The sequence below is a fragment of the Pigmentiphaga sp. GD03639 genome, from assembly GCF_029845405.1.
Lineage (GTDB): Bacteria > Pseudomonadota > Gammaproteobacteria > Burkholderiales > Burkholderiaceae_B > Pigmentiphaga > Pigmentiphaga daeguensis.
Genome location: NZ_JAOCLR010000035.1, coordinates 26,841 through 49,529 on the forward strand (window position 1 = coordinate 26,841; position 22,689 = coordinate 49,529).

At 67.2% G+C, this 22,689-nt stretch carries 25 protein-coding genes and 1 tRNA gene; 15 read left to right on the forward strand and 11 right to left on the reverse strand.

From position 1 onward, the window contains the following. Window position 1: 1 nt before the first annotated feature. From N5K27_RS25050 to N5K27_RS25080, 7 genes are all read right to left on the reverse strand, one after another. Entirely contained in the window at window positions 2-820 is an 819-nt protein-coding gene (locus N5K27_RS25050) for an alpha/beta hydrolase (protein WP_087841065.1), read from the reverse strand. A gap of 137 nt (window positions 821-957) precedes the next feature. Next, entirely contained in the window at window positions 958-1,446 is a 489-nt protein-coding gene (locus N5K27_RS25055) for a copper chaperone PCu(A)C (protein ID WP_279819958.1), read from the reverse strand. A 67-nt stretch (window positions 1,447-1,513) separates the two neighbouring features. Further along, the gene (locus tag N5K27_RS25060; protein ID WP_087841067.1) at window positions 1,514-1,873 is read right to left on the reverse strand and encodes a DUF2946 domain-containing protein; all 360 of its coding nucleotides are present in this window, start codon (window positions 1,871-1,873) and stop codon (window positions 1,514-1,516) included. 41 nt (window positions 1,874-1,914) lie between these two features. Beyond that, complete coding sequence (locus N5K27_RS25065; RefSeq protein ID WP_279819962.1) at window positions 1,915-2,883, reverse strand: tripartite tricarboxylate transporter substrate binding protein; 969 nt, start codon at window positions 2,881-2,883, stop codon at window positions 1,915-1,917. A 508-nt stretch (window positions 2,884-3,391) separates the two neighbouring features. Further along, window positions 3,392-3,676 (reverse strand): type II toxin-antitoxin system ParD family antitoxin, encoded by a 285-nt coding sequence (locus N5K27_RS25070; protein WP_087841070.1) that lies wholly within the window; start codon window positions 3,674-3,676, stop codon window positions 3,392-3,394. A 159-nt stretch (window positions 3,677-3,835) separates the two neighbouring features. Further along, window positions 3,836-3,911, reverse strand: a tRNA-Asn gene (locus tag N5K27_RS25075). 197 nt (window positions 3,912-4,108) lie between these two features. Continuing rightward, window positions 4,109-5,311 (reverse strand): amino acid aminotransferase, encoded by a 1,203-nt coding sequence (locus N5K27_RS25080; protein WP_279819966.1) that lies wholly within the window; start codon window positions 5,309-5,311, stop codon window positions 4,109-4,111. Window positions 5,312-5,460: 149 nt separating this feature from the next. Between N5K27_RS25080 and uvrB the strand changes: the two genes are divergently transcribed. From uvrB to N5K27_RS25135, 11 genes are all read left to right on the forward strand, one after another. After that, a complete protein-coding gene (gene uvrB, locus N5K27_RS25085; RefSeq protein WP_279819968.1) occupies window positions 5,461-7,608 on the forward strand; it encodes an excinuclease ABC subunit UvrB in 2,148 nt (715 codons plus the stop codon). Window positions 7,609-7,858: 250 nt separating this feature from the next. After that, window positions 7,859-8,350 carry a low molecular weight protein-tyrosine-phosphatase gene (locus N5K27_RS25090; RefSeq protein ID WP_087779776.1) on the forward strand — a complete coding sequence of 164 codons (492 nt, stop codon included), beginning with the start codon at window positions 7,859-7,861 and terminating at the stop codon, window positions 8,348-8,350. Window positions 8,351-8,587: 237 nt separating this feature from the next. Then, window positions 8,588-9,091, forward strand: a complete 504-nt coding sequence (locus N5K27_RS25095) for an Rrf2 family transcriptional regulator (RefSeq protein ID WP_130358766.1) — start codon at window positions 8,588-8,590, stop codon at window positions 9,089-9,091. 32 nt (window positions 9,092-9,123) lie between these two features. Then, complete coding sequence (locus N5K27_RS25100; protein WP_279819977.1) at window positions 9,124-10,335, forward strand: IscS subfamily cysteine desulfurase; 1,212 nt, start codon at window positions 9,124-9,126, stop codon at window positions 10,333-10,335. A gap of 15 nt (window positions 10,336-10,350) precedes the next feature. Next, window positions 10,351-10,737: a Fe-S cluster assembly scaffold IscU gene (iscU, locus tag N5K27_RS25105; RefSeq protein WP_087841075.1), complete on the forward strand. Its 387-nt coding sequence runs from the start codon at window positions 10,351-10,353 to the stop codon at window positions 10,735-10,737. A 9-nt stretch (window positions 10,738-10,746) separates the two neighbouring features. After that, window positions 10,747-11,070: an iron-sulfur cluster assembly protein IscA gene (iscA, locus tag N5K27_RS25110; protein ID WP_130358762.1), complete on the forward strand. Its 324-nt coding sequence runs from the start codon at window positions 10,747-10,749 to the stop codon at window positions 11,068-11,070. Further along, the gene (gene hscB / locus N5K27_RS25115; protein WP_130358760.1) at window positions 11,070-11,603 is read left to right on the forward strand and encodes a Fe-S protein assembly co-chaperone HscB; all 534 of its coding nucleotides are present in this window, start codon (window positions 11,070-11,072) and stop codon (window positions 11,601-11,603) included. Before iscA ends, hscB begins: the two co-directional genes overlap by 1 nt. Window positions 11,604-11,618: 15 nt before the next feature. After that, entirely contained in the window at window positions 11,619-13,481 is a 1,863-nt protein-coding gene (gene hscA / locus N5K27_RS25120) for a Fe-S protein assembly chaperone HscA (RefSeq protein ID WP_130358758.1), read from the forward strand. 45 nt (window positions 13,482-13,526) lie between these two features. Then, window positions 13,527-13,868 carry an ISC system 2Fe-2S type ferredoxin gene (gene fdx / locus N5K27_RS25125; RefSeq protein WP_130358756.1) on the forward strand — a complete coding sequence of 114 codons (342 nt, stop codon included), beginning with the start codon at window positions 13,527-13,529 and terminating at the stop codon, window positions 13,866-13,868. A 30-nt stretch (window positions 13,869-13,898) separates the two neighbouring features. After that, window positions 13,899-14,090 (forward strand): Fe-S cluster assembly protein IscX, encoded by a 192-nt coding sequence (gene iscX / locus N5K27_RS25130; RefSeq protein ID WP_130358754.1) that lies wholly within the window; start codon window positions 13,899-13,901, stop codon window positions 14,088-14,090. Window positions 14,091-14,166: 76 nt separating this feature from the next. Continuing rightward, window positions 14,167-15,720, forward strand: coding sequence for a TonB-dependent receptor (locus tag N5K27_RS25135; protein ID WP_279819990.1), 1,554 nt, complete (start codon window positions 14,167-14,169; stop codon window positions 15,718-15,720). On the opposite strand, the gene N5K27_RS25140 is transcribed toward N5K27_RS25135, so the two are convergent. Further along, on the reverse strand, window positions 15,702-16,166 hold the full coding sequence (locus N5K27_RS25140; protein WP_130358750.1) for a MarR family transcriptional regulator: 465 nt from the start codon (window positions 16,164-16,166) through the stop codon (window positions 15,702-15,704). The two genes, N5K27_RS25135 and N5K27_RS25140, sit on opposite strands and share 19 nt — an antisense overlap. Beyond that, window positions 16,166-17,029 carry an amidohydrolase family protein gene (locus N5K27_RS25145; RefSeq protein ID WP_279819992.1) on the reverse strand — a complete coding sequence of 288 codons (864 nt, stop codon included), beginning with the start codon at window positions 17,027-17,029 and terminating at the stop codon, window positions 16,166-16,168. Before N5K27_RS25145 ends, N5K27_RS25140 begins: the two co-directional genes overlap by 1 nt. A gap of 152 nt (window positions 17,030-17,181) precedes the next feature. On the opposite strand from N5K27_RS25145, the gene N5K27_RS25150 reads away from it, so the two are divergent. Then, window positions 17,182-17,385: a hypothetical protein gene (locus N5K27_RS25150; protein WP_087841084.1), complete on the forward strand. Its 204-nt coding sequence runs from the start codon at window positions 17,182-17,184 to the stop codon at window positions 17,383-17,385. Window positions 17,386-17,398: 13 nt separating this feature from the next. Here the strand turns inward: N5K27_RS25150 and N5K27_RS25155 are convergent, their stop codons facing one another. Continuing rightward, the gene (locus N5K27_RS25155; protein WP_279819996.1) at window positions 17,399-18,304 is read right to left on the reverse strand and encodes a LysR family transcriptional regulator; all 906 of its coding nucleotides are present in this window, start codon (window positions 18,302-18,304) and stop codon (window positions 17,399-17,401) included. A gap of 120 nt (window positions 18,305-18,424) precedes the next feature. Between N5K27_RS25155 and N5K27_RS25160 the strand changes: the two genes are divergently transcribed. The 3 genes from N5K27_RS25160 to N5K27_RS25170 are packed head-to-tail and all read left to right on the forward strand — an operon-like array spanning window position 18,425 to window position 21,544. Next, window positions 18,425-19,585: a mandelate racemase/muconate lactonizing enzyme family protein gene (locus tag N5K27_RS25160; protein ID WP_279819999.1), complete on the forward strand. Its 1,161-nt coding sequence runs from the start codon at window positions 18,425-18,427 to the stop codon at window positions 19,583-19,585. Between the two features lie 35 nt (window positions 19,586-19,620). Further along, entirely contained in the window at window positions 19,621-20,583 is a 963-nt protein-coding gene (locus N5K27_RS25165; protein ID WP_279820001.1) for a tripartite tricarboxylate transporter substrate binding protein, read from the forward strand. Window positions 20,584-20,587: 4 nt separating this feature from the next. After that, on the forward strand, window positions 20,588-21,544 hold the full coding sequence (locus tag N5K27_RS25170) for an NAD(P)-dependent oxidoreductase (RefSeq protein ID WP_087841088.1): 957 nt from the start codon (window positions 20,588-20,590) through the stop codon (window positions 21,542-21,544). 15 nt (window positions 21,545-21,559) lie between these two features. Here the strand turns inward: N5K27_RS25170 and N5K27_RS25175 are convergent, their stop codons facing one another. After that, on the reverse strand, window positions 21,560-22,555 hold the full coding sequence (locus tag N5K27_RS25175) for an aldolase/citrate lyase family protein (RefSeq protein WP_279820004.1): 996 nt from the start codon (window positions 22,553-22,555) through the stop codon (window positions 21,560-21,562). Window positions 22,556-22,689: the final 134 nt, after the last annotated feature.

A 22,689-nucleotide genomic window follows, 5' to 3' on the forward strand; every position in this document is an offset into this window, starting at 1 on the left:
CCTACAACCCCGCCAGGCGGCACGCGCGCTGGGTCAGGATGCCTTCGGGCGAGGCCAGGTCGTTCAGGATGGTGAAGTGGTTGCGATCGGGCAGCCGCAGCAGTTCGCCGGGCAAGCCCGCCCGCGCGGCGGCGAAGGTCTCGGACTGGCGTTGCAGCTCGGGCAGTTCGGAGGCGCCGTAGGCCAGGACCAGCTCGCGCTGGCTGAGCGGGCGATGCAGGGGGCTGAGCCGCCGGACGTCGGGCGGACACAGGCGCAGCTTGTCGTTCAGGTAACTCAGGCGTATGGGCTCGAGATCGTAGACGCCGCTGATGGCCAGGCCGCCGCATACCCCCGGCTCGTCCAGGACCATGGCCGCCAGGTGGGCGCCAGCGGACCATCCGCTGACGATCATCCGTTCGGGATCGGTGCCCCATTGTGGGGCCTGCCGTGCCAGCCATCCCAAGGCAGCGCGTATTTCGCCGACGATGCCGTCCAGGGACTGCTCGGGCGCCAGGGTATAGCCCACCAGCGCGACGTGCAGCCCATGGGCCAGCGGCCCGGCGGTCAGGAAACTGAAGTTTTCCTTGGAGCGCGTCTGCCAGTAGCCGCCATGGATGAAGACCATGAGCGGTCCCGGACGGGCCGCGGGGAAGTAGTCGATGCGGTTGCGGGGAGCCGGGCCGTAGCGCAGGTCCAGGTATTGGGGATGGGCGGCCCGCAGCTTGGCGCTGCGTTCGTCGAATTCCGCCATCAGCACCGCGCTGTTGAGCACGGCGGCGGAATTGTTGTAGGAAGCGTCCAGCGCTTCCCGGGTCATTCCGTTGTACAGCGCAGTCATGCGGCGGTTCCGGTCCGGGCAGGGGGCAGGGCTATCGAGGGCACGGTTTGCAACCAAAAGTGTCCGAAATAGAAGAATTCATCCTTTCTCGTTCGATTGCAAGACCCGTGCCGGCCTTCCCGGCACGGACCGCCGCGTCAGTGGCGATGGCCGCCCGCTTCGTGACCGCCCGAACCTGCCCCGGCGCCGGCGGGCTCGACCTTGAAGTCCACCTTGACCTCGCCCGCCTTCTCGAAGACCAGGGTGGCGGGGAAGCTGGTGCCTTCCTTGAGCGGCGCTTTCAGGCGCATGAACATGATGTGGTAGCCGCCGGGCCTGAGCTCGACGGTCTGGCCCGTGGGCAGGGCGATGCCGTCGACCTGGCGCATGCGCATGATGTCGCCGTCCATCTGCATGGTGTGCAGTTCGGCGGTGGCCGAGACGTCGGCGCGGACGGCGATCAGCTTGTCGTCGGCCCCTTTGTTGGTCAGCTTCAGGAAACCGCCTCCGGCGGGCTGGCCGGTGACGGTGGCCCGGCTCCAGGGGTGGTTGATCTGGATCGCGCCGGCCGTATAGTCGTGGGCGACGGCCTGGCCGGCGGCCAGCATGGAAAACAGCAGCGACAGGGTGAACGTACGAATCTGCATGAGGGTCTCGTCTTGGAAATATGGCCGGCAAAGCCTGCCGGCGTGGCGCGTCGAGGAGAGCATGGGCTCAGGCCGGCGGCGCGCGGGACGAGAAATGCAGGTGGGGCGGGATGGGCAGGGACGGCAGGGCCCGGGTGGGCCGGCAGGCCTGGCCGAGGTCGCGCGCGGGCGCGATCTGCGCCTGCACGGCGGGCGGGGGCAGGGCGGCATGGGCGCCGGCCAGGCATAGCGGGCATTGCAGGGCGGCCAGCGCATGCGGATCGCCGTCGCGCGGATCCTGGGGCGCGGGAACGCTGCCCTGCGCCGTGCACAGCACGGACAGCCATGGCGGCGGGCCCGCCGATGCGTGCGCGACGGGCATGGCCGTGTGCCAGAGCACGCACAGCAGTGCCAGCCAGACGAAGCGCGGGGAAGCATGAACGGCCATGGGCGGGATGATACCCCAGTCCCGCTCCGGGGCCTGCCGCGCTACTCGGGCTTGATGCCCGCCTTGCGCGCGACGTCGCCGAACAGTTTCACCTCGCGTTCGATGCGGGCTTTCATCTGGGGCGCGGTCTCTCGCATCGGTTCGAAGCCGGCGGCGCGCAGCCTGTCGGCATACTCGGGGTTGGCGACGACCTTGCCGACCGCCTCGGCCAGCCGCGCGCGGACGGCCGGCTCGACCCCCATGGGCAGCATGATGCCGAACCAGATGCTCATGATCACTTCGGGATAGCGCTCGGCCGCGGCCGGCACCTCGGGCAGGGCGGGCAGGCGCCTGGGTTCCATCACCGTCAGCGGCAGCAGCCGGTTGCTGCGTATGTATTCGGCCGACGGCGCATAGGTGGCCGAGGCCAGGTTGATCTGCCCGCCGACGGCGTCGGCCACCACGGCGGCCGCACCTTTGTAGGGCACGTGCACCAGATCGATGCCCGCGGCCGACTTCAAGAGCTCCACGGCGAAGTGCTGCGGCGTGCCGTTGCCCGAACTGCCGTAGGTCAGCCTGCCCGGATTGGCCTTGGCGTACTTGACCAGCTCGTCCAGGGTCTTGACCGGTGCCTGGGGATGGGCAAGCAGCAGCAGGGGCGTACCGCCGATCAGGCCGATGGAATCGAGGTCGCGCGCGATGTCGAACGGCAGGTCCTTCTGCATGGACGGCGCGATCGTGCGCGCGCTGTCGGCGAACAGGATGGTGTAGCCGTCGGCGGGGCCCTTGGCCACCATGTTGGAGCCGATCACGCCGCCCGCGCCGGGACGGTTCTCGACCACCACCTGCTGGCCGAGTTCGGCCGACAGGTAGGGAGCGATGAGCCGCGCGACGATGTCGGTGCCGCCGCCGGGGCCGAAGGGCACGACGAAGCGGATGGGGCGGGAAGGGAACGTATCGGCCCTGACGGGCGCGGCGGCCGCGCAGGCCAGGCCCGCCAGCGCGGCCGACAGCAAGGCGCGTCTCTGCATGGTGTCTTCTCCGGTGGTGCGGGCGCGATGGATGCTCGCCGCCTCGTCATGGGAACGGCCAAGGTTCCGGCCTGCGGCGGAAACGGGCGCCGGACCGGCCGTGCTGCGGCAAATTACCGGACGGTCCGGTGTTGATCAAGATTGAATGTTGAATGAAGTTTCAGGCGGGAACCGCCCGCGCCAGCGCGGTTCCAGGCGTGGTGGCAGCCGTGGCTTTAGATATCGAACCCACCTTGGTCGGCGATGGCTCCAAGGTCGCGCATGCCGTGCAAAACGCGCACGATCACGACTGCGGTTTCGCTTGCCTGATAGTAGATGGCGTAGGCCCCGTGGAAGACCACACGCAGGTCCCGCCCGAGTTGTCGCCGTTCCGGATGTCCCAGAGGGTATGCCAGCAATCGCTCGCACGTTCCGTACAGCTTGTTCAGGAACCGGGTAGCAGTCGCCTCCGAAGCTCCCTCGGCAATATACGACCAGATTTCCGCCAGATCCTGTTCGGCGCTGTCGGTTATTTGGAGCGTGCGGCTAATAGCTGCTTCCCCCGGGCGATGATGCGGTCCGCGTCAAAGGTCTTGACTCGGCCTGCGGCTACGTCGACCAAGCCCTGGTCGATATCCGCCTTGAGGGCGGATAGTTCATTGAGCATCAGTTGGCGGCGTGTCTTCCATTCGCGCAAGGCCTCACGTACGACCTCGCTGGTCGAGGCGTATTCGCCGTCATCCACGGCTTGCTTGATGGAGGCGGCCATTTCCGATGGCATGGTGATTGTCAGGCGTTCCAGCGTAGTGGGCATGAATCACTCCCGATAACATCTTCATAAATCATACTTTTTCATACTGAAGCGCTCAAGTCCTCCGCCGCGAGAGGCCGGTCGGACGCGAGAAGGCCAAATGGCAAGGGAAAAGCAAAAAGCCCTTACGGCGAAACCGTAAGGGCTTTTTGCTTGAATCTGTGGCTCCCCGAACTGGGTTCGAACCAGTGACCTGCGGATTAACAGTCCGTCGCTCTACCGACTGAGCTATCGGGGAATCGAGCCCAAAACTATAGCATGCCCCAACGCTAGAGCGCAACCAGGGCGTCCCGGATCCGGCTCTGCCGGTCCGCCAGTGCCGCCCCGCGGGGTCCGGCGCCGGGCCGCCCCAAGACGGGCCCCGGCCCCCTCGGGGGGCTGCCGCGTAGCGGCTGGGGGCTCACCATGCCGGGCGCGCGTAAGCGCGTAGGGGGGTTACTTCAACACAGCGGCGATGCCGTCGGCGACGGCATCGATGTTGCGGCTGTTGAGCGCGGCCACGCAGATGCGGCCGGTCGAGACGGCATAGATGCCGTGCTTTTCGCGCAGGCGGTCCACTTGCGCGGCCGTCAGGCCCGAATACGAGAACATGCCGCGCTGCTGCAGCACGAAGCCGAAGTCCCGCGCAACGCCGCGTTCCTTGAGCTTGGCGACCAGGGCGGCGCGCATGGCACGGATGCGTTCGCGCATCTCGCCCAGCTCGGCTTCCCATTCGGCCCGCAGTTCGGGCGAGGTCAATACGTGGGCGACCACCGTGCCGCCATGGGTGGGCGGGTTGGAGTAGTTGGTGCGGATCACGCGCTTGAGCTGGCTCAGCACGCGGCCGCTTTCTTCCTTGTCGGCGGCGACCAGGGACAGGGCGCCCACGCGCTCGCCATACAGCGAGAAGGACTTCGAGAAAGACGAGCTGATCAGGAAGGTCAGTTCGGCGTCGGCGAACTGGCGCACGGCCGTGGCATCGGCGTCGATGCCGTCGCCGAAGCCCTGGTAGGCGATATCCAGGAAGGGAATGAGCTGGCGCGCCTTGACCACCTCGACCACCTTGGTCCACTGGTCGGCGGTCAGGTCCACGCCCGTCGGGTTGTGGCAGCAGGCATGCAGCACGACCACCGTGCCGGCGGGGTAGCTTTCCAGCGCGGCGATCATGCCGGCGAAGTTCACGCCGTGGGTGGCTGCGTCGTAGTAGGGATAGTTGACGACCTCAAAGCCGGCGTACTCGAACAGCGCGCGATGGTTTTCCCAGCTCGGGTCGCTGATGGCGACCTTGGCCTGGGGAACCAGGCGCTTGAGGAAGTCGGCGCCGATCTTGAGCGCGCCCGTGCCGCCCAGGCTCTGGGCCGTCAGGACCCGGCCCGCGGCGATCAGCGGGGAGTCGGCGCCCAGCAGCAGCTCCTGCACCGCGCGGTTATAGCCCGCCAGCCCTTCGATGGGCAGGTAGCCGCGCGCGGCGGCCGCGTCGATGCGCGCCTGCTCGGCCTTGCGAACCGCCTTCAGAAGGGGAATCCGGCCTTCGTCGTTGTAGTACACGCCCACGCCGAGATTGACCTTGTTGCTGCGGGTGTCGGCGTTGAATTGTTCGGTAAGGCCCAGGATGGGGTCGCGAGGGGCCAGTTCTACGGCGGCGAAGAGCGAAGTCATGAAAAGCGTCCGTTAAGCGCGCGGGGTTGAAGGGAGAAGTGGTGCAGGGGATAATGGCAGGTTGGTTTTTACAATACGAAACGCATCGGGGTCCGGAACTCTGGGACCCTTTCGCTGCCGAAGTTTTCCTGATGAAACAAGAGTCTAGCATGCAGACTACGCCTTCCGATGGGTTGAACGACGCCGCCGCGGTGGTGGCGGCAGCCGCCGGCGAGCAAGGCTTCGAGCCCCGTTTCGTCACCTACGACGGCAGCCCTTTCCAGCTCTACCAGCCCTATCCGCCGGCCGGGGACCAGCCGACGGCCATCGCGCAACTGTGCGAAGGCATCGAGGACGGCCTGATGTACCAGACCCTGCTGGGCGTGACCGGCTCGGGCAAGACCTACACCATGGCCAACGTGATCGCCCGCATGGGGCGTCCGGCCATCGTGCTGGCGCCCAACAAGACGCTGGCCGCCCAGCTCTACGCCGAGATGCGGGAATTCTTCCCGCGCAACGCGGTCGAGTATTTCGTCTCGTACTACGACTACTACCAGCCCGAAGCCTACGTGCCGACCCGCGATCTCTTCATCGAGAAGGATTCGTCCATCAACGAGCACATCGAGCAGATGCGCCTGTCGGCCACCAAGAGCCTGCTCGAGCGCCGCGATACCATCATCGTGGCCAGCGTTTCGTGCATCTACGGTATCGGCAATCCCGACGACTATCACGACATGGTGATGCTGCTGCGCACCGGCGACCGCATGGGGCAGCGCGACATCATCGCGCGGCTGGTGGCCATGCAGTACACGCGCAACGATACGGAGTTCATGCGCGGCACGTTCCGGGTCCGGGGCGAGCTGATCGACGTCTTCCCGGCCGAACACGCCGAGCTGGCCCTGCGCATCACGCTGTTCGACGACGAGGTCGAGACGCTGGAGCTGTTCGATCCGCTGACCGGCAAGGTGAGGCAGAAGATCCTGCGCTTCGCGGTCTACCCGGGCTCGCATTACGTGACGCCCCGCGCCACCGTGCTGCGCGCGATCGAGACCATCAAGGAAGAGCTGCGCGAGCGTACCCGCTACTTCGTCGACAACGGCCAGTTGGTCGAGGCCCAGCGCCTGGAACAGCGCACCCGTTTCGACCTCGAGATGCTGCAGGAGCTGGGATTCTGCAAGGGCATCGAGAACTACTCGCGGCACCTGTCGGGCGCCAAGCCGGGCGATCCGCCGCCGACGCTGGTGGACTACCTGCCGCACGACGCCCTGATGATCATCGACGAGAGCCACGTCACGGTGGGGCAGGTCGGCGCCATGTACAAGGGCGACCGCTCGCGCAAGGAAACCCTGGTGAACTACGGCTTTCGCCTGCCGTCCGCGATGGACAACCGGCCGCTGAAGTTCGAGGAATTCGAGTCCAAGATGCGCCAGACCATCTTCGTCTCGGCCACCCCGGCGGACTACGAAAAGAAGCACGCCGACGCCGTGGTCGAGCAGGTGGTGCGGCCGACCGGCCTGGTCGACCCCGTGGTCGAGATCCGGCCCGCGCTGAACCAGGTGGACGACGTGCTGGGCGAGATCCACGAGCGGGTGGCGCGCAACGACCGGGTGCTGATCACCACGCTGACCAAGCGCATGGCCGAGGACCTGACGGACTTCCTGACCGACCACGGCGTGAAGGTGCGCTACCTGCACTCGGACATCGATACGGTCGAGCGCGTGGAAATCCTGCGCGACCTGCGCCTGGGCACCTTCGACGTGCTGGTGGGCATCAACCTGCTGCGCGAGGGGCTGGACATTCCCGAGGTGTCGCTGGTGGCCATCCTGGACGCGGACAAGGAAGGCTTCCTGCGGTCCGAGCGCAGCCTGATCCAGACCATAGGGCGGGCGGCGCGCAACCTGAACGGCAAGGCCATCCTGTATGCCGACAACATGACCGACTCGATGCGGCGCGCGCTGGACGAGACGACCCGCCGCCGCGAGAAACAGTTGCTCTTCAACGAGGAACGCGGCATCGTTCCGCAAGGGGTCAAGAAGGAAGTGCGCGACCTGATCGACGGCGTCTACGCGCCTTCGGACGGAATGGACGGCGACGATTCGCTCGAGGCCGCCCGCTTCGAGGCCATGGGCGAGAAGCAGATCGCCAAGGAGATCAAGAAGCTGGAGAAGGCCATGCTGGAGTACGCGCGCAACCTGGAGTTCGAAAAGGCGGCGCAGGCCCGCGACCAGTTGCTGGCGCTCAAGCAGAAGGTATTCGGCGCGGGCGGGCAGCAGGCCGACGAGGACGCCCTGAACGCGGCCGGGCCGGCGCGGGGGTGAGTGGAGCCGCCGCGGGGCGCGGCAAACTTGTGCATCGCGAGATAGTTGTGCACCGAATTGGTGCTTCAAGGGGAGCGGAAGGGGATGCACCCGTGGAACCGCTCTTGTGCGCAACGCATCCCGATGGTGTCCATTCTCTAACGTGTAGAAGGTAACGCCCTGATTCTAAAGAGGTTTTTAAAGCACTACATTTTCATGTGCTTATAAAAAAAGCTTGAACTATCCGGGGTTTTCCCGCACACTTCTGGACATGATGACCAAGGTACTGTTTGTGTGCATGGGCAACATCTGTCGCTCGCCGAGCGCAGAGGGCGTGTTTCGCCGCTTGGTGAAGGACGCCGGTCTTTCCGACGTTGTCCGTATAGAATCGGCCGGGACGCACGCCTTCCATATTGGCGAGCCGCCCGACGCCCGTATGCAGGCTGCCGCCCGCAAGCGTGGCTATGACATCAGCGAAATCCGCGCGCGCCAGATTCGCGTCGACGATTTCCGCGAATTCGACATGATCCTCGCGATGGACTGGGACAACCTGTCCTTGCTGCAGCAGCAGGCGCCCAAGCAGTACCAGCACAAGCTGATGCTGTTGATGCGCTTCGCCAACGAGTACGAGGAAGCCACCGTTCCCGATCCGTACTACGGCGGGCCGGAAGGGTTCGCCAAGGTGCTCGACTATATCGAGGACGCCTGCCAGGGCCTGCTGGAAGTCGTGCGCAAGCGCGCCACCCAGTACCAGGCGGCCTGATCCCCACGGTCATTTCATTCTGCTCTCCTTGCAGGCCCGGATAGCGTCCGGGCCTTGTTTTGCCGGCGGCGGCCTCGTCGTCCGGCCTGGGCGGGGGATTCCGCCCAATATTTTTGCGTCGCAGCAACCCCTCTCCGTAATTTCCCGAACTAATCCCTAGAAAAACATTCGGGAATTGGCTATACTTGAGCAAATCGTTAAGGATTTGCTCCCGCCGGTACACCTCAGGGGTTTCGAATGCGACTCACCACGAAAGGACGCTTCGCCGTCACTGCCATGATCGATCTGGCGCTGCGCCAGCACAGCGGCCCGGTCACGCTGTCCGCCATCAGCCAGCGCCAGAACATTTCGCTGTCCTATCTGGAGCAGTTGTTCGGCAAGCTGCGCCGGCACGAACTGGTCGACAGCATGCGCGGTCCGGGCGGCGGTTATTCGCTGGCCAAGCTGGCGCGGCACGTCACGGTGGCCGACATCATCTTCGCGGTCGACGAGCCGCTGGACGCCACCGATTGCGGCGGCAAGCAGGACTGCTCGCGCGGCAACGACGGCAAGGCCGGCAAGTGCATGACGCACGAACTGTGGTCCACGCTCAATCGCAAGATGGTCGAGTACCTGGATTCCGTCTCCCTGCAGGATCTGGTCGACCAGCAGCGCATGCGCGAGTTGCAGGAAGCCAACGCCGCCAAGTCGGTGCTGGTGGACCGCCGCTCGGGCGCTCCCGAATCCACCGCGACGGCCTGAGCGCCGGCGCAGCAACACAAGGGTTGGATGTCATGATCAAAACGCCGGTTTATCTCGATTACTCGGCGACCACGCCGGTGGACCCGCGCGTGGTCGACGCCATGGTGCCCTGGTTGTACGAGAAATTCGGCAACCCGGCCTCGCGCAGTCACGCCTACGGCTGGGATGCCGAACGGGCCGTCGAAATCGCCCGCGAACAGGTGGCCGCCCTGGTGAACGCCGATCCGCGCGAAATCGTGTGGACTTCGGGCGCCACCGAATCCGACAACCTCGCGATCAAGGGCGCGGCGCATTTCTACGCCGAACGCGGCAAGCACATCATCACGGTCAAGACCGAACACAAGGCGGTGCTGGACACCTGCCGCGAACTCGAGCGGGAAGGCTTCGAGGTCACCTACCTGGACGTGCAGGAAAACGGCCTGCTGGACCTGGAGGCCTTCAAGGCGGCGATCCGCCCCGACACCATCCTGGCCTCGGTCATGTACGTCAACAACGAGATCGGCGTCATCCAGGACATCGAGAGGCTGGGCGAGATCTGCCGCGAGAAGCGCGTGATCTTCCACGTCGACGCGGCCCAGGCCACCGGCAAGGTCGTCATCGACCTGGCCACGCTCAAGGTCGACCTGATGTCCTTCTGCGCGCACAAGATGTGCGGTCCCAAGGGCATAGGCGCCCTGTACGTGCGGCGCAAGCCGCGCGTGCGGATCGAGGCGCAGATGCACGGCGGCGGCCACGAGCGCGGCATGCGCTCGGGCACGCTGGCCACGCACCAGATCGTCGGCATGGGCGAGGCCTTCCGCCTGGCCAGGGAAGAGATGGCGACCGAGAACGAGCGCGTGCGCATGCTGCGCGACCGCCTGTGGGCGGGGCTCTCGACCATGGACGAGGTCTACCTGAACGGCGACATGGAGCAGCGCATCCCGCACAACCTGAACGTCAGCTTCAACTACGTCGAGGGCGAGTCCCTGATCATGGCGGTCAAGGAACTGGCGGTGTCCAGCGGCTCGGCCTGCACCTCGGCCAGCCTGGAGCCCTCGTACGTGCTGCGCGCCCTGGGCCGCAGCGACGAGCTGGCGCACAGCTCCATCCGCTTCACCCTCGGCCGTTTCACGACGGAAGAGGAAATCGACTTCACCGTCCAGCTGATCCGCGGCAAGGTCGACAAGCTGCGCGAAATGTCCCCGCTGTGGGAAATGGTCAAGGACGGCATCGACATCAACACGGTGCAGTGGGCTGCACACTGAACCAGGAGAAAAAACATGGCCTATAGCGAAAAAGTCATCGATCACTACGAGAACCCCCGCAACGTCGGCTCCTTCGAGAAGGGCGACGACTCCGTGGGAACGGGCATGGTGGGCGCGCCCGCCTGTGGCGACGTGATGAAGCTGCAGATCAAGGTCAACGAGCAGGGCGTCATCGAGGACGCGCGCTTCAAGACCTACGGCTGCGGTTCGGCCATCGCCTCCAGCTCGCTGGTGACCGAATGGGTCAAGGGCAAGACCCTGGACCAGGCGCTCGATATCCGCAACACGCAGATCGCCCAGGAACTGGCGCTGCCTCCGGTCAAGATCCACTGCTCGATCCTGGCCGAGGACGCCATCAAGGCGGCCGTGAACGACTATCGTGCCAAGCACGGAAACAGCTAAGAGGAAACCATGTCGGTAACGTTGACCGAACGCGCCGCGCGCCACGTCAGCCGCTACCTCCAGAAACGGGGGAAGGGCATAGGCCTGAGGCTGGGCGTGCGCACCACCGGGTGCTCGGGCCTGGCCTACAAGCTCGAGTACGTGGATGAAGCCCAGGCCGAGGACCAGGTGTTCGAAAGCCAGGGCGTGAAGGTGTATGTCGATCCCAAGAGCCTGCCGTACCTGGCCGGCACGGAACTCGACTATGCGCGCGAGGGGCTCAACGAGGGCTTCAAGTTCAACAACCCGAACGAAAAGGCGTCCTGCGGCTGCGGTGAGTCTTTCACCGTCTGATGCAACACGATCCCGATCACTTCGAGCTGCTGGGCCTCGCGCCCGGTTTCGCCATCGACCGCGATGCGCTGGACCGGGCCTGGCGCGAGGTCCAGGCGCGGGTCCATCCGGACCGCCACGCGGCGGGTTCGGCCCAGGAGCGGCGCGTGGCCATGCAGTGGGCCTCGCGCGCGAACGAGGCCTACCGGGTGCTGCGCGCGCCGCTGTCCCGGGCGCGCTACCTGTGCGAGCGGGCGGGCGTCGACCTGCAGGTCGAGACCAACACGGCCATGACCCCGGCCTTCCTGATGCAGCAGATGGAATGGCGGGAAGCGCTGGACGATGCCCGGTCGGGCCGCGACGCGGCCGCGCTGGAGGCGCTGGCGGGCGAACTGGCCGCCGCGCGCCGCCGCATGACGGCCGAGGTGGGCCAACTGCTGGACGAGAAGCACGACTATGCCGCTGCCGCCGCGCGCGTGCGGGAGTGGATGTTCATTGAAAAATTCTCCGAAGAGATCGACCTGGCCGTCGATGCTCTGGCGGAACAAGACTGAGAACGACAGGAACGCATGGCGCTTTTGCAGATAGCCGAACCCGGCATGTCCGAAGCCCCCCACCAGCGTCGTCTGGCGGTGGGCATCGATCTGGGCACGACCAATTCGCTGGTGGCGTCGGTACGCAGCGGCGCGGCCGAGGTCCTGCGCGACGAAGAGGGCCATGCGCTGCTGCCCTCGGCGGTGCGCTACCTGCCGGGCGGCGACGTCCGGATCGGGCGCAAGGCGCTGGCGGCCCAGGCGCAGGATCCCCACAACACGCTGGTGTCGGTCAAGCGCTTCATGGGCCGCGGGCTGGCCGACGCCGAGCGGCTGCACGTTCCGTATGAATTCGTCGATGCCCCGGGCATGGTGCGCATCCGCACCGTGCAGGGCGACAAGAGCCCGGTCGAGGTCTCGGCGCAGATCCTGGCCACGCTGCGCCAGCAGGCCGAGGACGCCCTGGGCGACGATCTGGTGGGCGCGGTGATCACCGTGCCGGCGTATTTCGACGACGCCCAGCGGCAGGCGACCAAGGACGCGGCCCGGCTGGCCGGGCTGAACGTGCTGCGGCTGCTGAACGAGCCGACGGCGGCGGCGATCGCCTACGGCCTGGACAACGCGGCCGAAGGCATCTACGCGGTCTATGACCTGGGCGGCGGCACGTTCGACATCTCCATCCTGCGCCTGTCCAAGGGCGTGTTCGAAGTCATTGCCACGGGCGGCGACACCGCGCTGGGCGGCGACGATTTCGACGCGGCCATCGTGGCGTGGGCCGTGAACGACCGCAAGCTCTCGGAACTGCGGCCGGAAGACCAGCGTGCCTTGCTGGTGGCGGCGCGCCAGGCGCGCGAGGCCCTGACCGACGCGCCGCAGGCCGAACTGGCCGCCACGCTGTCGGGCGGACGCACGCTGGCGCTCGCGCTGACGCGCGACCATTTCGAGACCCTGGCGCGTCCGCTGGTGGCCCGTACGCTGTCCAGCGCCCGCCGGGCGCTGCGCGACGCCAGCCTGGCGGCGGACGAGGTCAAGGGCGTGGTCATGGTGGGCGGCGCGACGCGCATGCCCATCGTCCGGCGCATGGTGGCCGACCTGTTCGGCACCGAACCGCTGATCAACCTCGACCCGGACCAGGTCGTGGCGCTGGGCGCGGCCATGCAGGCCAATCTGCTGGCGGGCAACCGCACGGCCGACGACGAGTGGCTGCTGCTGGACGTGATCCCGCTGTCCCTGGGCCTGGAGACCATGGGCGGGCTGGTCGAACGCGTGATCGGGCGCAACAGCACCATTCCGGTGGCGCGCGCCCAGGAGTTCACGACCTTCAAAGACGGCCAGACGGCCATGGCCATCCACGTGGTCCAGGGCGAACGCGAACTGGTGTCCGACTGCCGCTCGCTGGCCCGTTTCGAGCTGCGGGGCATTCCCCCCATGGTGGCCGGCGCCGCCCGCATCCGCGTGACCTTCCAGGTCGATGCCGACGGGCTGCTGAGCGTGACAGCGCGCGAGCAAAGCTCGGGCGTGGAGGCCTCGATCTCGGTCAAGCCCTCGTACGGGCTGTCGGACGACGAAGTGGCGGCCATGCTGGCGGACGGCATGAACAGCGCCGACGTGGACATGAAGCTGCGCGCCCTGCGCGAACAGCAGGTCGAGGCCCGGCGCCTGGTCGAGTCGGTCGAGGCGGCGCTGCAGGCCGACGCCGACCTGCTGGACCCGGACGAGCTGGCCGCGATCCGGGCCCAGCTGGCGCGCACCGCCGACGCGGCGGCCAGCGACGACAGCGAGACGGTGCGGACCCAGGTCGAAGCGCTGGCGCAGGCCACCGAGGACTTCGCCGCGCGCCGGATGGACCGCAGCATACGCCAGGCGCTGTCGGGGCGCCGCGTCGACGAAATCGTGTAAGGAAGCGCCCGGCGCTTCCGTTCGCATCATCATCAGGTTGCCATCATGCCCAAACTCACCGTGCTTCCGCACGCCGAACTCTGCCCGGAAGGCGCGGTCATCGAAGACGCGCCCTCGGGCGTGTCCATCTGCCGGGTGCTGCTCGACAATCACATCGAGATCGAGCACGCCTGCGAACTGTCGTGTGCCTGCACCACCTGCCACGTGGTCGTGCGCGAGGGTTTTTCCTCGCTCGAGTCGGCCACCGACAACGAGGAAGATCTGCTGGACAAGGCCTGGGGCCTGACGTCCACGTCGCGCCTGTCCTGCCAGGCCGTGATCGAGGATACCGACCTGACGATCGAGATCCCCAAGTACACCATCAACCACGCCGCCGAGAATCACTGACCCACGCAGGCGCCGGCGAGGAGAACCTCGATGAAGTGGACCGACATCTACGAAATCGCCACGGCGCTGGCCGACGCGCATCCCGGCGTGGATCCGGAGCAGGTGCGTTTCACCGACCTGCACAACTGGGTGCTGGAACTTCCGGGCTTCGACGACGATCCGAAACGTTCCGGGGAGAAAATTCTCGAAGCCATACAGATGGCGTGGATAGCCGAGGCCTAGGCCCGGCCGGTGGTGCCGGCGTGCGCCGTGGAAGCCGGCCGCGATCCGGGCCATGGCGATACGGACGAGCATGCGAGTGACGTTTCTGCATTTCCTGACGCGGGCCGTGCCCATCCTGGGGCCGGCGGCGGCGCTGCTGGCGCTGGGTGCGTGCGCGCCCGCGGTTTCCCTGCAAGAACCCGCCACCGCCTCGGTGGTGCCCGCGGGCCCGGCCATGCCGCCGGAGCCGGCCGCGCCCGAGCCCGAGCTGCCCTATACGCCGGTGCCCATCGTCTATGCCGTCACGGACGAGGGCACGGTCAGGGTGCCGACCGCGCCTGCCTGGAATCCCGGGGCGGACATGTCGGTGGACACCCGTACCGGCACCCAGGCCTACGACCAGGCAAACCGGAAACAGTCCAGCTACGAGTTCGAGCAGAAGCTGGACGACACCTGGGTGGTCAGGCAGAACGTCCGCTACGGCCGGCCCGATAACCAGCCGGCCGTGGATTGGATCAACGGTTCGCCGGCGCCGCAGGATGCGCTGGGGCCGGGGCTGGGCACCTTCAACGTCGGCTCGCAGGCGCAGGCCCGGTTCACGACGCTGGGATTCCAGCATACGTTCAAGTTCGGCTTCGACTACGTCAAGTCGCGCGACATCTATGAAAGCCGGCTCGCGCCGTCGCCGTCGCTGGACATCTTCGACGCGGCCTACGGTACGGCCATCGGCCAGCCGCGCATCGCCGCGCGTTCGTTCGCGGAGGAAAGCAAGCTGGGATTCTTCGTGCAGGACCAGGTGCAGTACCGGCGCTGGGTCCTGTCCATGGTCGGGCGGCGCGACCAGAATACCCACCGCACCATCGACCTGAACGCCGCCGGGAACGACGGCACCGGCCTGCGCGAGGACGACGTCTACAGCGGCCGCCTGGGGCTGCGCTACCAGTTCGACATCGGCCTGGCGCCGTACGTGAACTATTCGCAAAGCTACGCGCCCCAGGCCGGCACCGCGGCGTCGGCCACCAGCCAGCAGTACGAGACCGGCGTGCGCTACCAGCCGCCCGCGCTCGGCCAGTTGATGACCATCACGGCGTTCAACCAGATCCAGAACAATGCCCAGACCTCCGAGGCGCAGGAAGGCTGCGCCGTGGCCGGGTGCAGCGCCTGGGCCGAACTGCGCATACGCGGCGCCACGGTCGAGAGCCGGATGCAGCCGCTGCAGGGCCTGAACCTCGTGGCCACCTACGCGGTCACCAACTCGACCGTGACCGGCGCGAGCGAGGACGCCTACGCGGCCATGCTCGGCAACCGCTATGCGGACGTGTCCGAGCAGCGCGTTTCCGTGGGGGCCAGGTACGCCGTCACGCGAGGCAGTTTCGCCGGCCTGAGCCTGGACGGCAGGGTGGGGCGCGCGGGCGCGGTCTACAGCAACGTGGCCCAGCCGGGCCTGGCCGTTGCCTATACCCTGGTGGACGCGGGCATCAACTACGACTTCGCCCACCTGAGCCCCGACCTGAAGGGCCTGAAGCTGCGCGCCAGCGCGAACAACATGTTCGATACCAGCTACGCGTCGTACTGCTACACCGATTCGTGCACCGCCGGCGGCCGCCGCTCGGTGTCGGCCATCCTGAACTATCAGGTGCCCTGGCCCTGAGGCGCGGCCTGCGCCTCGTTCACTTTCTTCAACAGCCGCAGCAGTTCCCGCCGTTCGGCGGGCGTCAGCATGGCCGTGGCCTCCTGGTCCAGGTCCAGCGCGGTCGCGGCCGCCTTGCGGTAGAGGCGGGTGCCCGCCGGGGTCAGCAGCAGGATCTGCATGCGCTGGTCCGAGGGCTGGCGCTCGCGGCGGATCAGGCCGCGTTCGAGCAGCCGCGTAAGCACCGCCGCCATGTTGGGCGGCGAGACGTTGATGGCGTCGGCCAGTCGCTTCTGGCTGATGCCCGGGTTGGCGTCCAGCAGCGATAGCACGGCGAATTCCGCCTGGCGCAGGTCGTGGCCGGCCATGCGCTGGGCGAACAGCGGGCGGATGCCGGACGACGCCAGGCGCGCGCTGTGGCCGACCAGGCCCAGCAGGAAGGTCTGGTCCAGGGAATCCTGTTCCATCAGGCGAAGCCCAGCAGCCTGGCCGCGTTGTCTTTCAGGATCAGCGGATGGACTTCGGGGCGAAAGCCCGCGGCCTCGAAATCCTGCATCCAGCGCTCGGGGGTGATCAGCGGGAAGTCGGAACCGAACAGCATCTTGTGCTTGAGCTGGGTATTGGCGTAGTGCACCAGTTCCTTGGGGAAATATTTCGGCGACCAGCCCGACAGGTCGATGTAGACGTTGGGCTTGTGCAGGCAGACCGACAGCGCCTCGTCCTGCCAGGGCCAGGAAGGATGGGCGATGATGATCTTCATGCCGGGGAAGTCCGCCGCCACGTCGTCCAAGTGGATGGGGTTGGAATACTTCAACCTGAGCCCGCCGCCCCCGGGCATGCCGGTGCCTATGCCCGAATGGCCGCTGTGGAAGATGGCGGGCAGGCCGGCTTCGGCAATGGCCTCGTACAGGGGGTAGGCCAGCTTGTCGTTCGGGTAGAAGCCCTGGACCGTGGGGTGGAACTTGAAGCCGGCGACCTGGTAGTCATCGATCAGGCGGCGCGCCTCGCGCACGCCCATCTTGCCCTTGTGCGGGTCGATGCTGGCGAAGGCCAGCATCATGTCGCGGTTTTCCAGCGCCGCCTCGGCGATCTCTTCGTTGGGAATGCGCCGCCGGCCCAGGTTGGCCTCGGCGTCGACGGTGAACATGACTAGGCCGATGCGTTTTTCGCGATAGCGGGCGATGGTCTCGGGTATGGTCGGCCGATGGGTGAACTTGAAGTATTTCTCGGCCGCCTCGTCGAATTCCCTGCCGAAGGCGTCGGGCGCGCAGCGGCAGGAGACTTCGGCATGGACGTGGATGTCGATGGCGATGAGGTCGTCGATGTTCATGATTAGTTATAAAACATAATAGATATTTTTCATAACTATACGGAGACGGCGGGCAGGCGTCAGGAGGGGAAACCCTGGGGCGGGACCGCGAAGGGGACTTGCGCTATCCTTGCCGGAATGCCATGTGGCGTGATTTTCGATGGAACCGGCCTATGGCTACCGACAAAGACAACGATCCCGACCTGCAAGCCCTCATCCAGTGGTGCACCGAAGTCGAGGGCTTCCTGGTGGCAGCGGGCGCCAGCCGTGAAGAGGCCCAGGACTACATCGAGCAGGAAGCCGAGTGGTTCACCGACCAGTTCTACGACGGCCTGACGCCCGAGGAAGCCGCCAAGGCCAGCCTGAACGACCAGTAGGCCCGGGGGATGGTCACGACCGTCCGCGCCGTGGCCGCGCCGGCCGGATCAGGGTAATCAACTGATCCGTGACGGGTTGCAGCGCCTGCCTGGGCCAGACCACGTGGATGGGGCGCTCGGGCAGGGCGTGCACGATTTTCAATATCCGCAGGCTGCCGTTGCCGGCATGGCGCTGCGCGACCTGGCGGGGCATGACGGCCAGCATGGGTGTGCCGGGCAGCACGCTGGCGATGGCGTCGTAGGTCCGCGCCGCCACCCGGCAGGCGGGCGGCGGCACGTCGTGGCGCTGCCAATAGCGGTCGAACTCCAACCGCGAGGGCGTGCCGGGCGCGGGTGCGGCGAACGGATGCCGCGCCAGGGCCTCGGGCGCCAGCGGCCCGTCGGGGATCTCCGGGCCGGGCACGCCGCACACGAACACGTTGCGGTCTAGGTAGAGCTGGCGCGAGAGCAGATTCGCCGGCATTTCGCCGAACAGCGACAGGATCGCCAGATCCAGTTCCCCCCGCGCCAGCGCGGCCAGCAAGGTCAGGCTGTCGTCTTCCCGCAGATCGATCTCGATCTCGTCGGCCAGCGCGCCGGCGGGGCGATGCAGCAGGCCGGGCACGACCAGGTCCAGCGCGCGGGGAATGCAGCCCACGCGCAGGTGCCAGCGGCCGTCCCGCGCCATGTCCTGCAGGCGCCGCACGTCGGCCGCGACGCGGCGCGCCACCTGCTCGGCCAGGGCGCCGGCCGCCGTGGCGCGGCTGCCTTGCGACGATCGCTCGAACAGGCGCACGCCCATGCGTTCCTCGGCCTCGCGCAGCAGCCGCGACAGCGCCGGCTGGGAGGTTTCCAGGGCGATGGCGGCCTGGTGCAGCGATCCGGTCTCGGCGGTGGCCAGCACGGCGCGCAGGTGGCGCAGTTCCAGGGATTTGCTCATGATGGGCTGAGGTCGAATGGGATACGAATCTGATATCGGTATATCTCATATACATATCATTTTCAAATAGCCCAGGCTTGCGTACGCTGGCGACATTCCAACCCATGCAAGGGGTATGTCGTGAAAGTGCGAAACGCGGAGTGCCTGGCCGTTCATCCCGGCTGGCGCAAGAACCTGATCTTCATCCGGCTGGAGCTGGAGGACGGCACGGTCGGCTGGGGCGAAAGCTACAGCCAGTACGACCGCGACGAGGCCGTGGCGGCGCAGGCCCGCGAACTGTTGCGCTACCTGGTGGGGCGCGACGTTTTCAACATCCGGTATTTCTGCCAGGTGGCGTTCGACGACTACGCGCAGCGCCGATCGTCCCTGGAATTCTGGAGCGCGCTGTCGGGCATCGAAATGGCGATGTGGGATGCCGTGGGCAAGCTGCTCGGCCAGCCCGTGCACCGTCTGCTGGGCGGCCGCTGCCGCGAGCGCGTGCGCGTCTACGCGAACGGCTGGGGGTACAAGCTCAAGACGCCCGATGACTATGCCCGCGCGGCCGAGCAGGTGGTGGCGGCCGGCTTCGACGCGCTGAAGTTCGACCCGCTGCCGCGGCCCTGGCGTACCTATATTCCGCGCGAGCACATACTGCACGCCGTCGCGGTGGTGCGCGCCGTGCGGGACGCGGTCGGCCCGAGCGTCGAGCTGCTGCTCGACCTGCACCGCCGGCTGGCGCCGGTGCATGCCATCGAGCTGGCGCGACAACTGGAGCCGCTGAATCCGTACTGGATAGAAGAGCCGTGCCAGAAGGAGAACATGGAGGCGATCCAGGAAGTGCGCCAGGCCACGACCATCCCGGTGGTGACGGGCGAGGCGCTGTATGGCCGCGCGGATTTCCGCAGCGTGTTCCGCAGCCGGGCCGCCGACATCATCAACCCGGACGTGTCCAACTGCGGCGGCATCCTGGAACTGCTGTTCATCGCCGCGCAGGCCGAGACCGAGATGATCGCGGTGTCCCCGCACAACTACAACTCGACGCTGCTGTCGCTGTCGGCCACGGTGCACGCGGCGGCCTGCATGCCCAACTTCACGATCACCGAGTACTTCGTTCCTTTCGAGGAGTTCTCGCAGCGTATCTCGCGCCAGGCGCTCAAGCCCGTGGATGGATATATCCAGGTGCCGGAACTGCCGGGCCTGGGGCTGGACATCGACGAGGCCGCGCTGCGGTCCATGCCTTCGCAGCCTTATCCGACGCGCAGCCTGCGGCACAGCGAGGACGATCTCGAAGCCACGTTCTGACGGCCGGGCCCACGACGAAAACCAAGGAGACAACCATGAAATACTCAGTCCGATGGTGGGGCGCATGCGCCCTGGCGGGATCGCTGCTGGCGGCGCTGTCGCCGGCACGGGCCGCCGAATGGCCCGAGCGCCCATTGCACTTCATCACGACGTCCGCCGCGGGCTCGCCGCTCGACACCATGATGCGTTCGCTGGGCAAGGAGCTGGGCGATGTCCTGGGACAGACGGTGGTGGTGGAGAACCGCCCGGGCGGCACCGGCGCGGTGGGGATGAACATGGCCTTGAACGCGCCGGCCGACGGCTACACGGTCGTGTCGGCCACCGGGTCCACCTCGTTCCTGATGGCCGAGAAGGACAGCCGTTTCCAGCCGTCCGATTTCATCTTCCTGCGGGCTTTGCAGACCGAGCCGTCCAGCGTGGCGGTGCGCAAGGACAGCCCGTACCGCAGCCTGAAGGATCTGGTCGAGGCACTGAAGCGCCAGCCCGACAAGGTCAACGTCGGCGGCTATGCCACCGCCGGCTTCCACCAGTACGTGATGTACCGCCTGGAGCAGAAGGCGGGCTTCAAGTCGACCTGGATTCCCTACCAGGGCGGCAACCAGGCGCTGCTGGCGCTGATGGGCGGGCACCTGCACGCCGCGGTGATCACGCCCAGCACGGCCATGGCCCAGATCCGCAACGGCGACGTGCGCCTGCTGGGCATCAGCAGCGAGTCGCGCAGCGAATTCTTTCCCGACGTGCCGACCTTTCGCGAGCAGGGGTACGATGTGGTGGAGACGCTGTGGCGCGGCGTGATGGTGGCCAAGGGCACGCCGCCCGCGGTCACGGCACGGCTGGTGCGAGGCATGGAGGACGTCGAGAAGCGGCCCTCGTGGAAGACGTTCATGCGCGAGAACATGCAGGACAGCATGCCCCTGTCGCAACCGGACCTGCAGCGCTTCGTCGCCGGCGAAGTCGCCGACCGGCGGCAGTTCCTGATGTCGCTGCAGAAGAAATAAGGCAATGAATATTCTTTGTTCGGAACGCGGCGCGCGGGAACTGGCCGACGCCGGCCTCCTGGCACGCTGGCCCGGCCGGGTCGACCTGGTCGGCATCGGGCAGGCCGACCAGGCCGACGTGGTCTTCCTGACGCGCGACATCGTCTGGCCGTCCACCGACGACTGGCTGGCGCCGGCCACCGCGGCGTTCTACGACGCGATGCTTGCCGCCCCCAGGCTGCGCTGGGTCCACACCTATGCCTCGGGCGCCGACCGGCGCATCTACCACGACCTGCGCGCGCGCGGCGTGCAGGTCACCAACTCCGCCGGCGCCAATGCCGGCGCGGTGGCGCAGACGGCGCTGGCGGGGTTCCTGTATTTCGCCCGCCGGCTGCACGCGGCGCACCGCCAGCAACTGGAGAAGCGCTGGCAGCCGATGGCGCACGACGAGGTGCGCGCGTTGCGCAGCACCGAGGCCATGGTGGTGGGGTGGGGCGAGATCGGCAGCCGCATCGGGCAATACCTGTCCACCCTCGGCATGCCGCTGCGGGTGCTGCGCCAGAGCGCGGAACCCGTGGCCGGCGTGGTCGCCACCGGCGGCTACGAGCGCTTCCACGAATGGGTGGGGCAGGTGGACTGGGTGTTCTTCGCCTGCCCGCTGTCGCCGGCCACGCGGGGGTTGTTCAACATGGGCACGCTGGAGGCGCTGCGGGCCGGGCGGCCGCTGGGCGTGGTCAACGTGGCGCGCGGCCCCCTGATCGACACGCAGGCGCTGCTGGCTGCCCATGCGCGCGGCCTGGTGCGCCACGCCCACCTGGACGTCTTCGATACCGAGCCGCTGCCGCCGGACCATCCCCTGTGGGATTGCGAGGATTTCCTCGTGACGCCCCACATGGCCGGGACCTCGGACGGCAACCGCGAAGAGGTCGTCGACCGTTTCCTGGGGCTGCTCGCCCGCTTCCTGGAGGCCGGCGGCAACTGACGCCGGCGGCCCGGTTCAGGAGAAGAACTGGCGCCGTGCCTCGGCCGACACGTCCACGCCGGCGGCATGGGCACGCCGCAGCACGTCCCAGTAGTAGCGGTAGCTGGCGCGGTCGTGCAGCCGGCCGGCTTGCGGATCCCCGTCGCGGATGGGGCCCCAGTCGGCGCGGGCGGCGGCCAGCAGGATGCGCTCGGCGTCCGCGACGTCGGCCGCGGTGGGCGACAGGGCTTCGACGATGGGGTCGATCTGCGAGGGGTGGATGCTCCACATGCGCGTATAGCCGAATTCCTGTCCGGCGCGCCGGGCGGCGCGCGAGATCACGTCGGGTGCGTTCAGTTCGGTGACGACGTTGTGCGAGGGCACCTTGCCGTAGGCGTGGCAGGCGGCCGAGATCTCGAGCTTGGCGCGCGCGATCAGCGGATGGTCGAACTGGCCTTCGGCGGTCAGCGCGTGCGCGGGAATGGCGCCGTGGTGCGAGGACACGAAGTCCATCAGCCCGAAGGACAGGCATTCGATGGCGGGATGGGCGGCGATGCGGAAGACTTCGCGCAGTGCGCCGTGGGTCTCGATCAGCACGTGGACGGGGATCTTGCGGTCCAGTCCCATTTCCATGCCTATGCGTTCGATGGATTCGGCGGCGTTGAGGGCGTCGTTGGCGGAGTTGACCTTGGGGACGGTGATGTAGGCGAGCCGGGGGCCGGCGATGCCGATGAGGATGTCGAGGTCGCTGATGAAGGAGGGGTGGTTGACGTCGTGCACGCGCACGCCGACGCGCCCGTGGCGGTTGGCATCGCTGGCGGCCAGGCGGGCGGCCATTTCGGCGTGCTCGGCCTCGCGGCCGACGGCGGCGCCGTCCTCGCAGTCCAGGGTGACGTCGAACACGGGGCCGGCCTGGGCCTGGCGTTCCAGGCTTTTCTGCATCAGCTTTTCGGAGCCGGCGTAGTGGTCGCAGACGGGGAGGACTGCGGGGGGCTTGGCTGACTGGTGGAGGACTTCGGAGGGGTGTTTCATGGGGTCTGGTCCGGGTTCTTGAGACGGCCGTGTCCGGGGCGATGGGCTGGCGGGGCGCAGCGACGCCGGTCCCGCTGCGCGGGACTTCCCGGTTTTGTCAGGCTTGGCGGGGCGGGCGCAGAACTCGCGCGGGG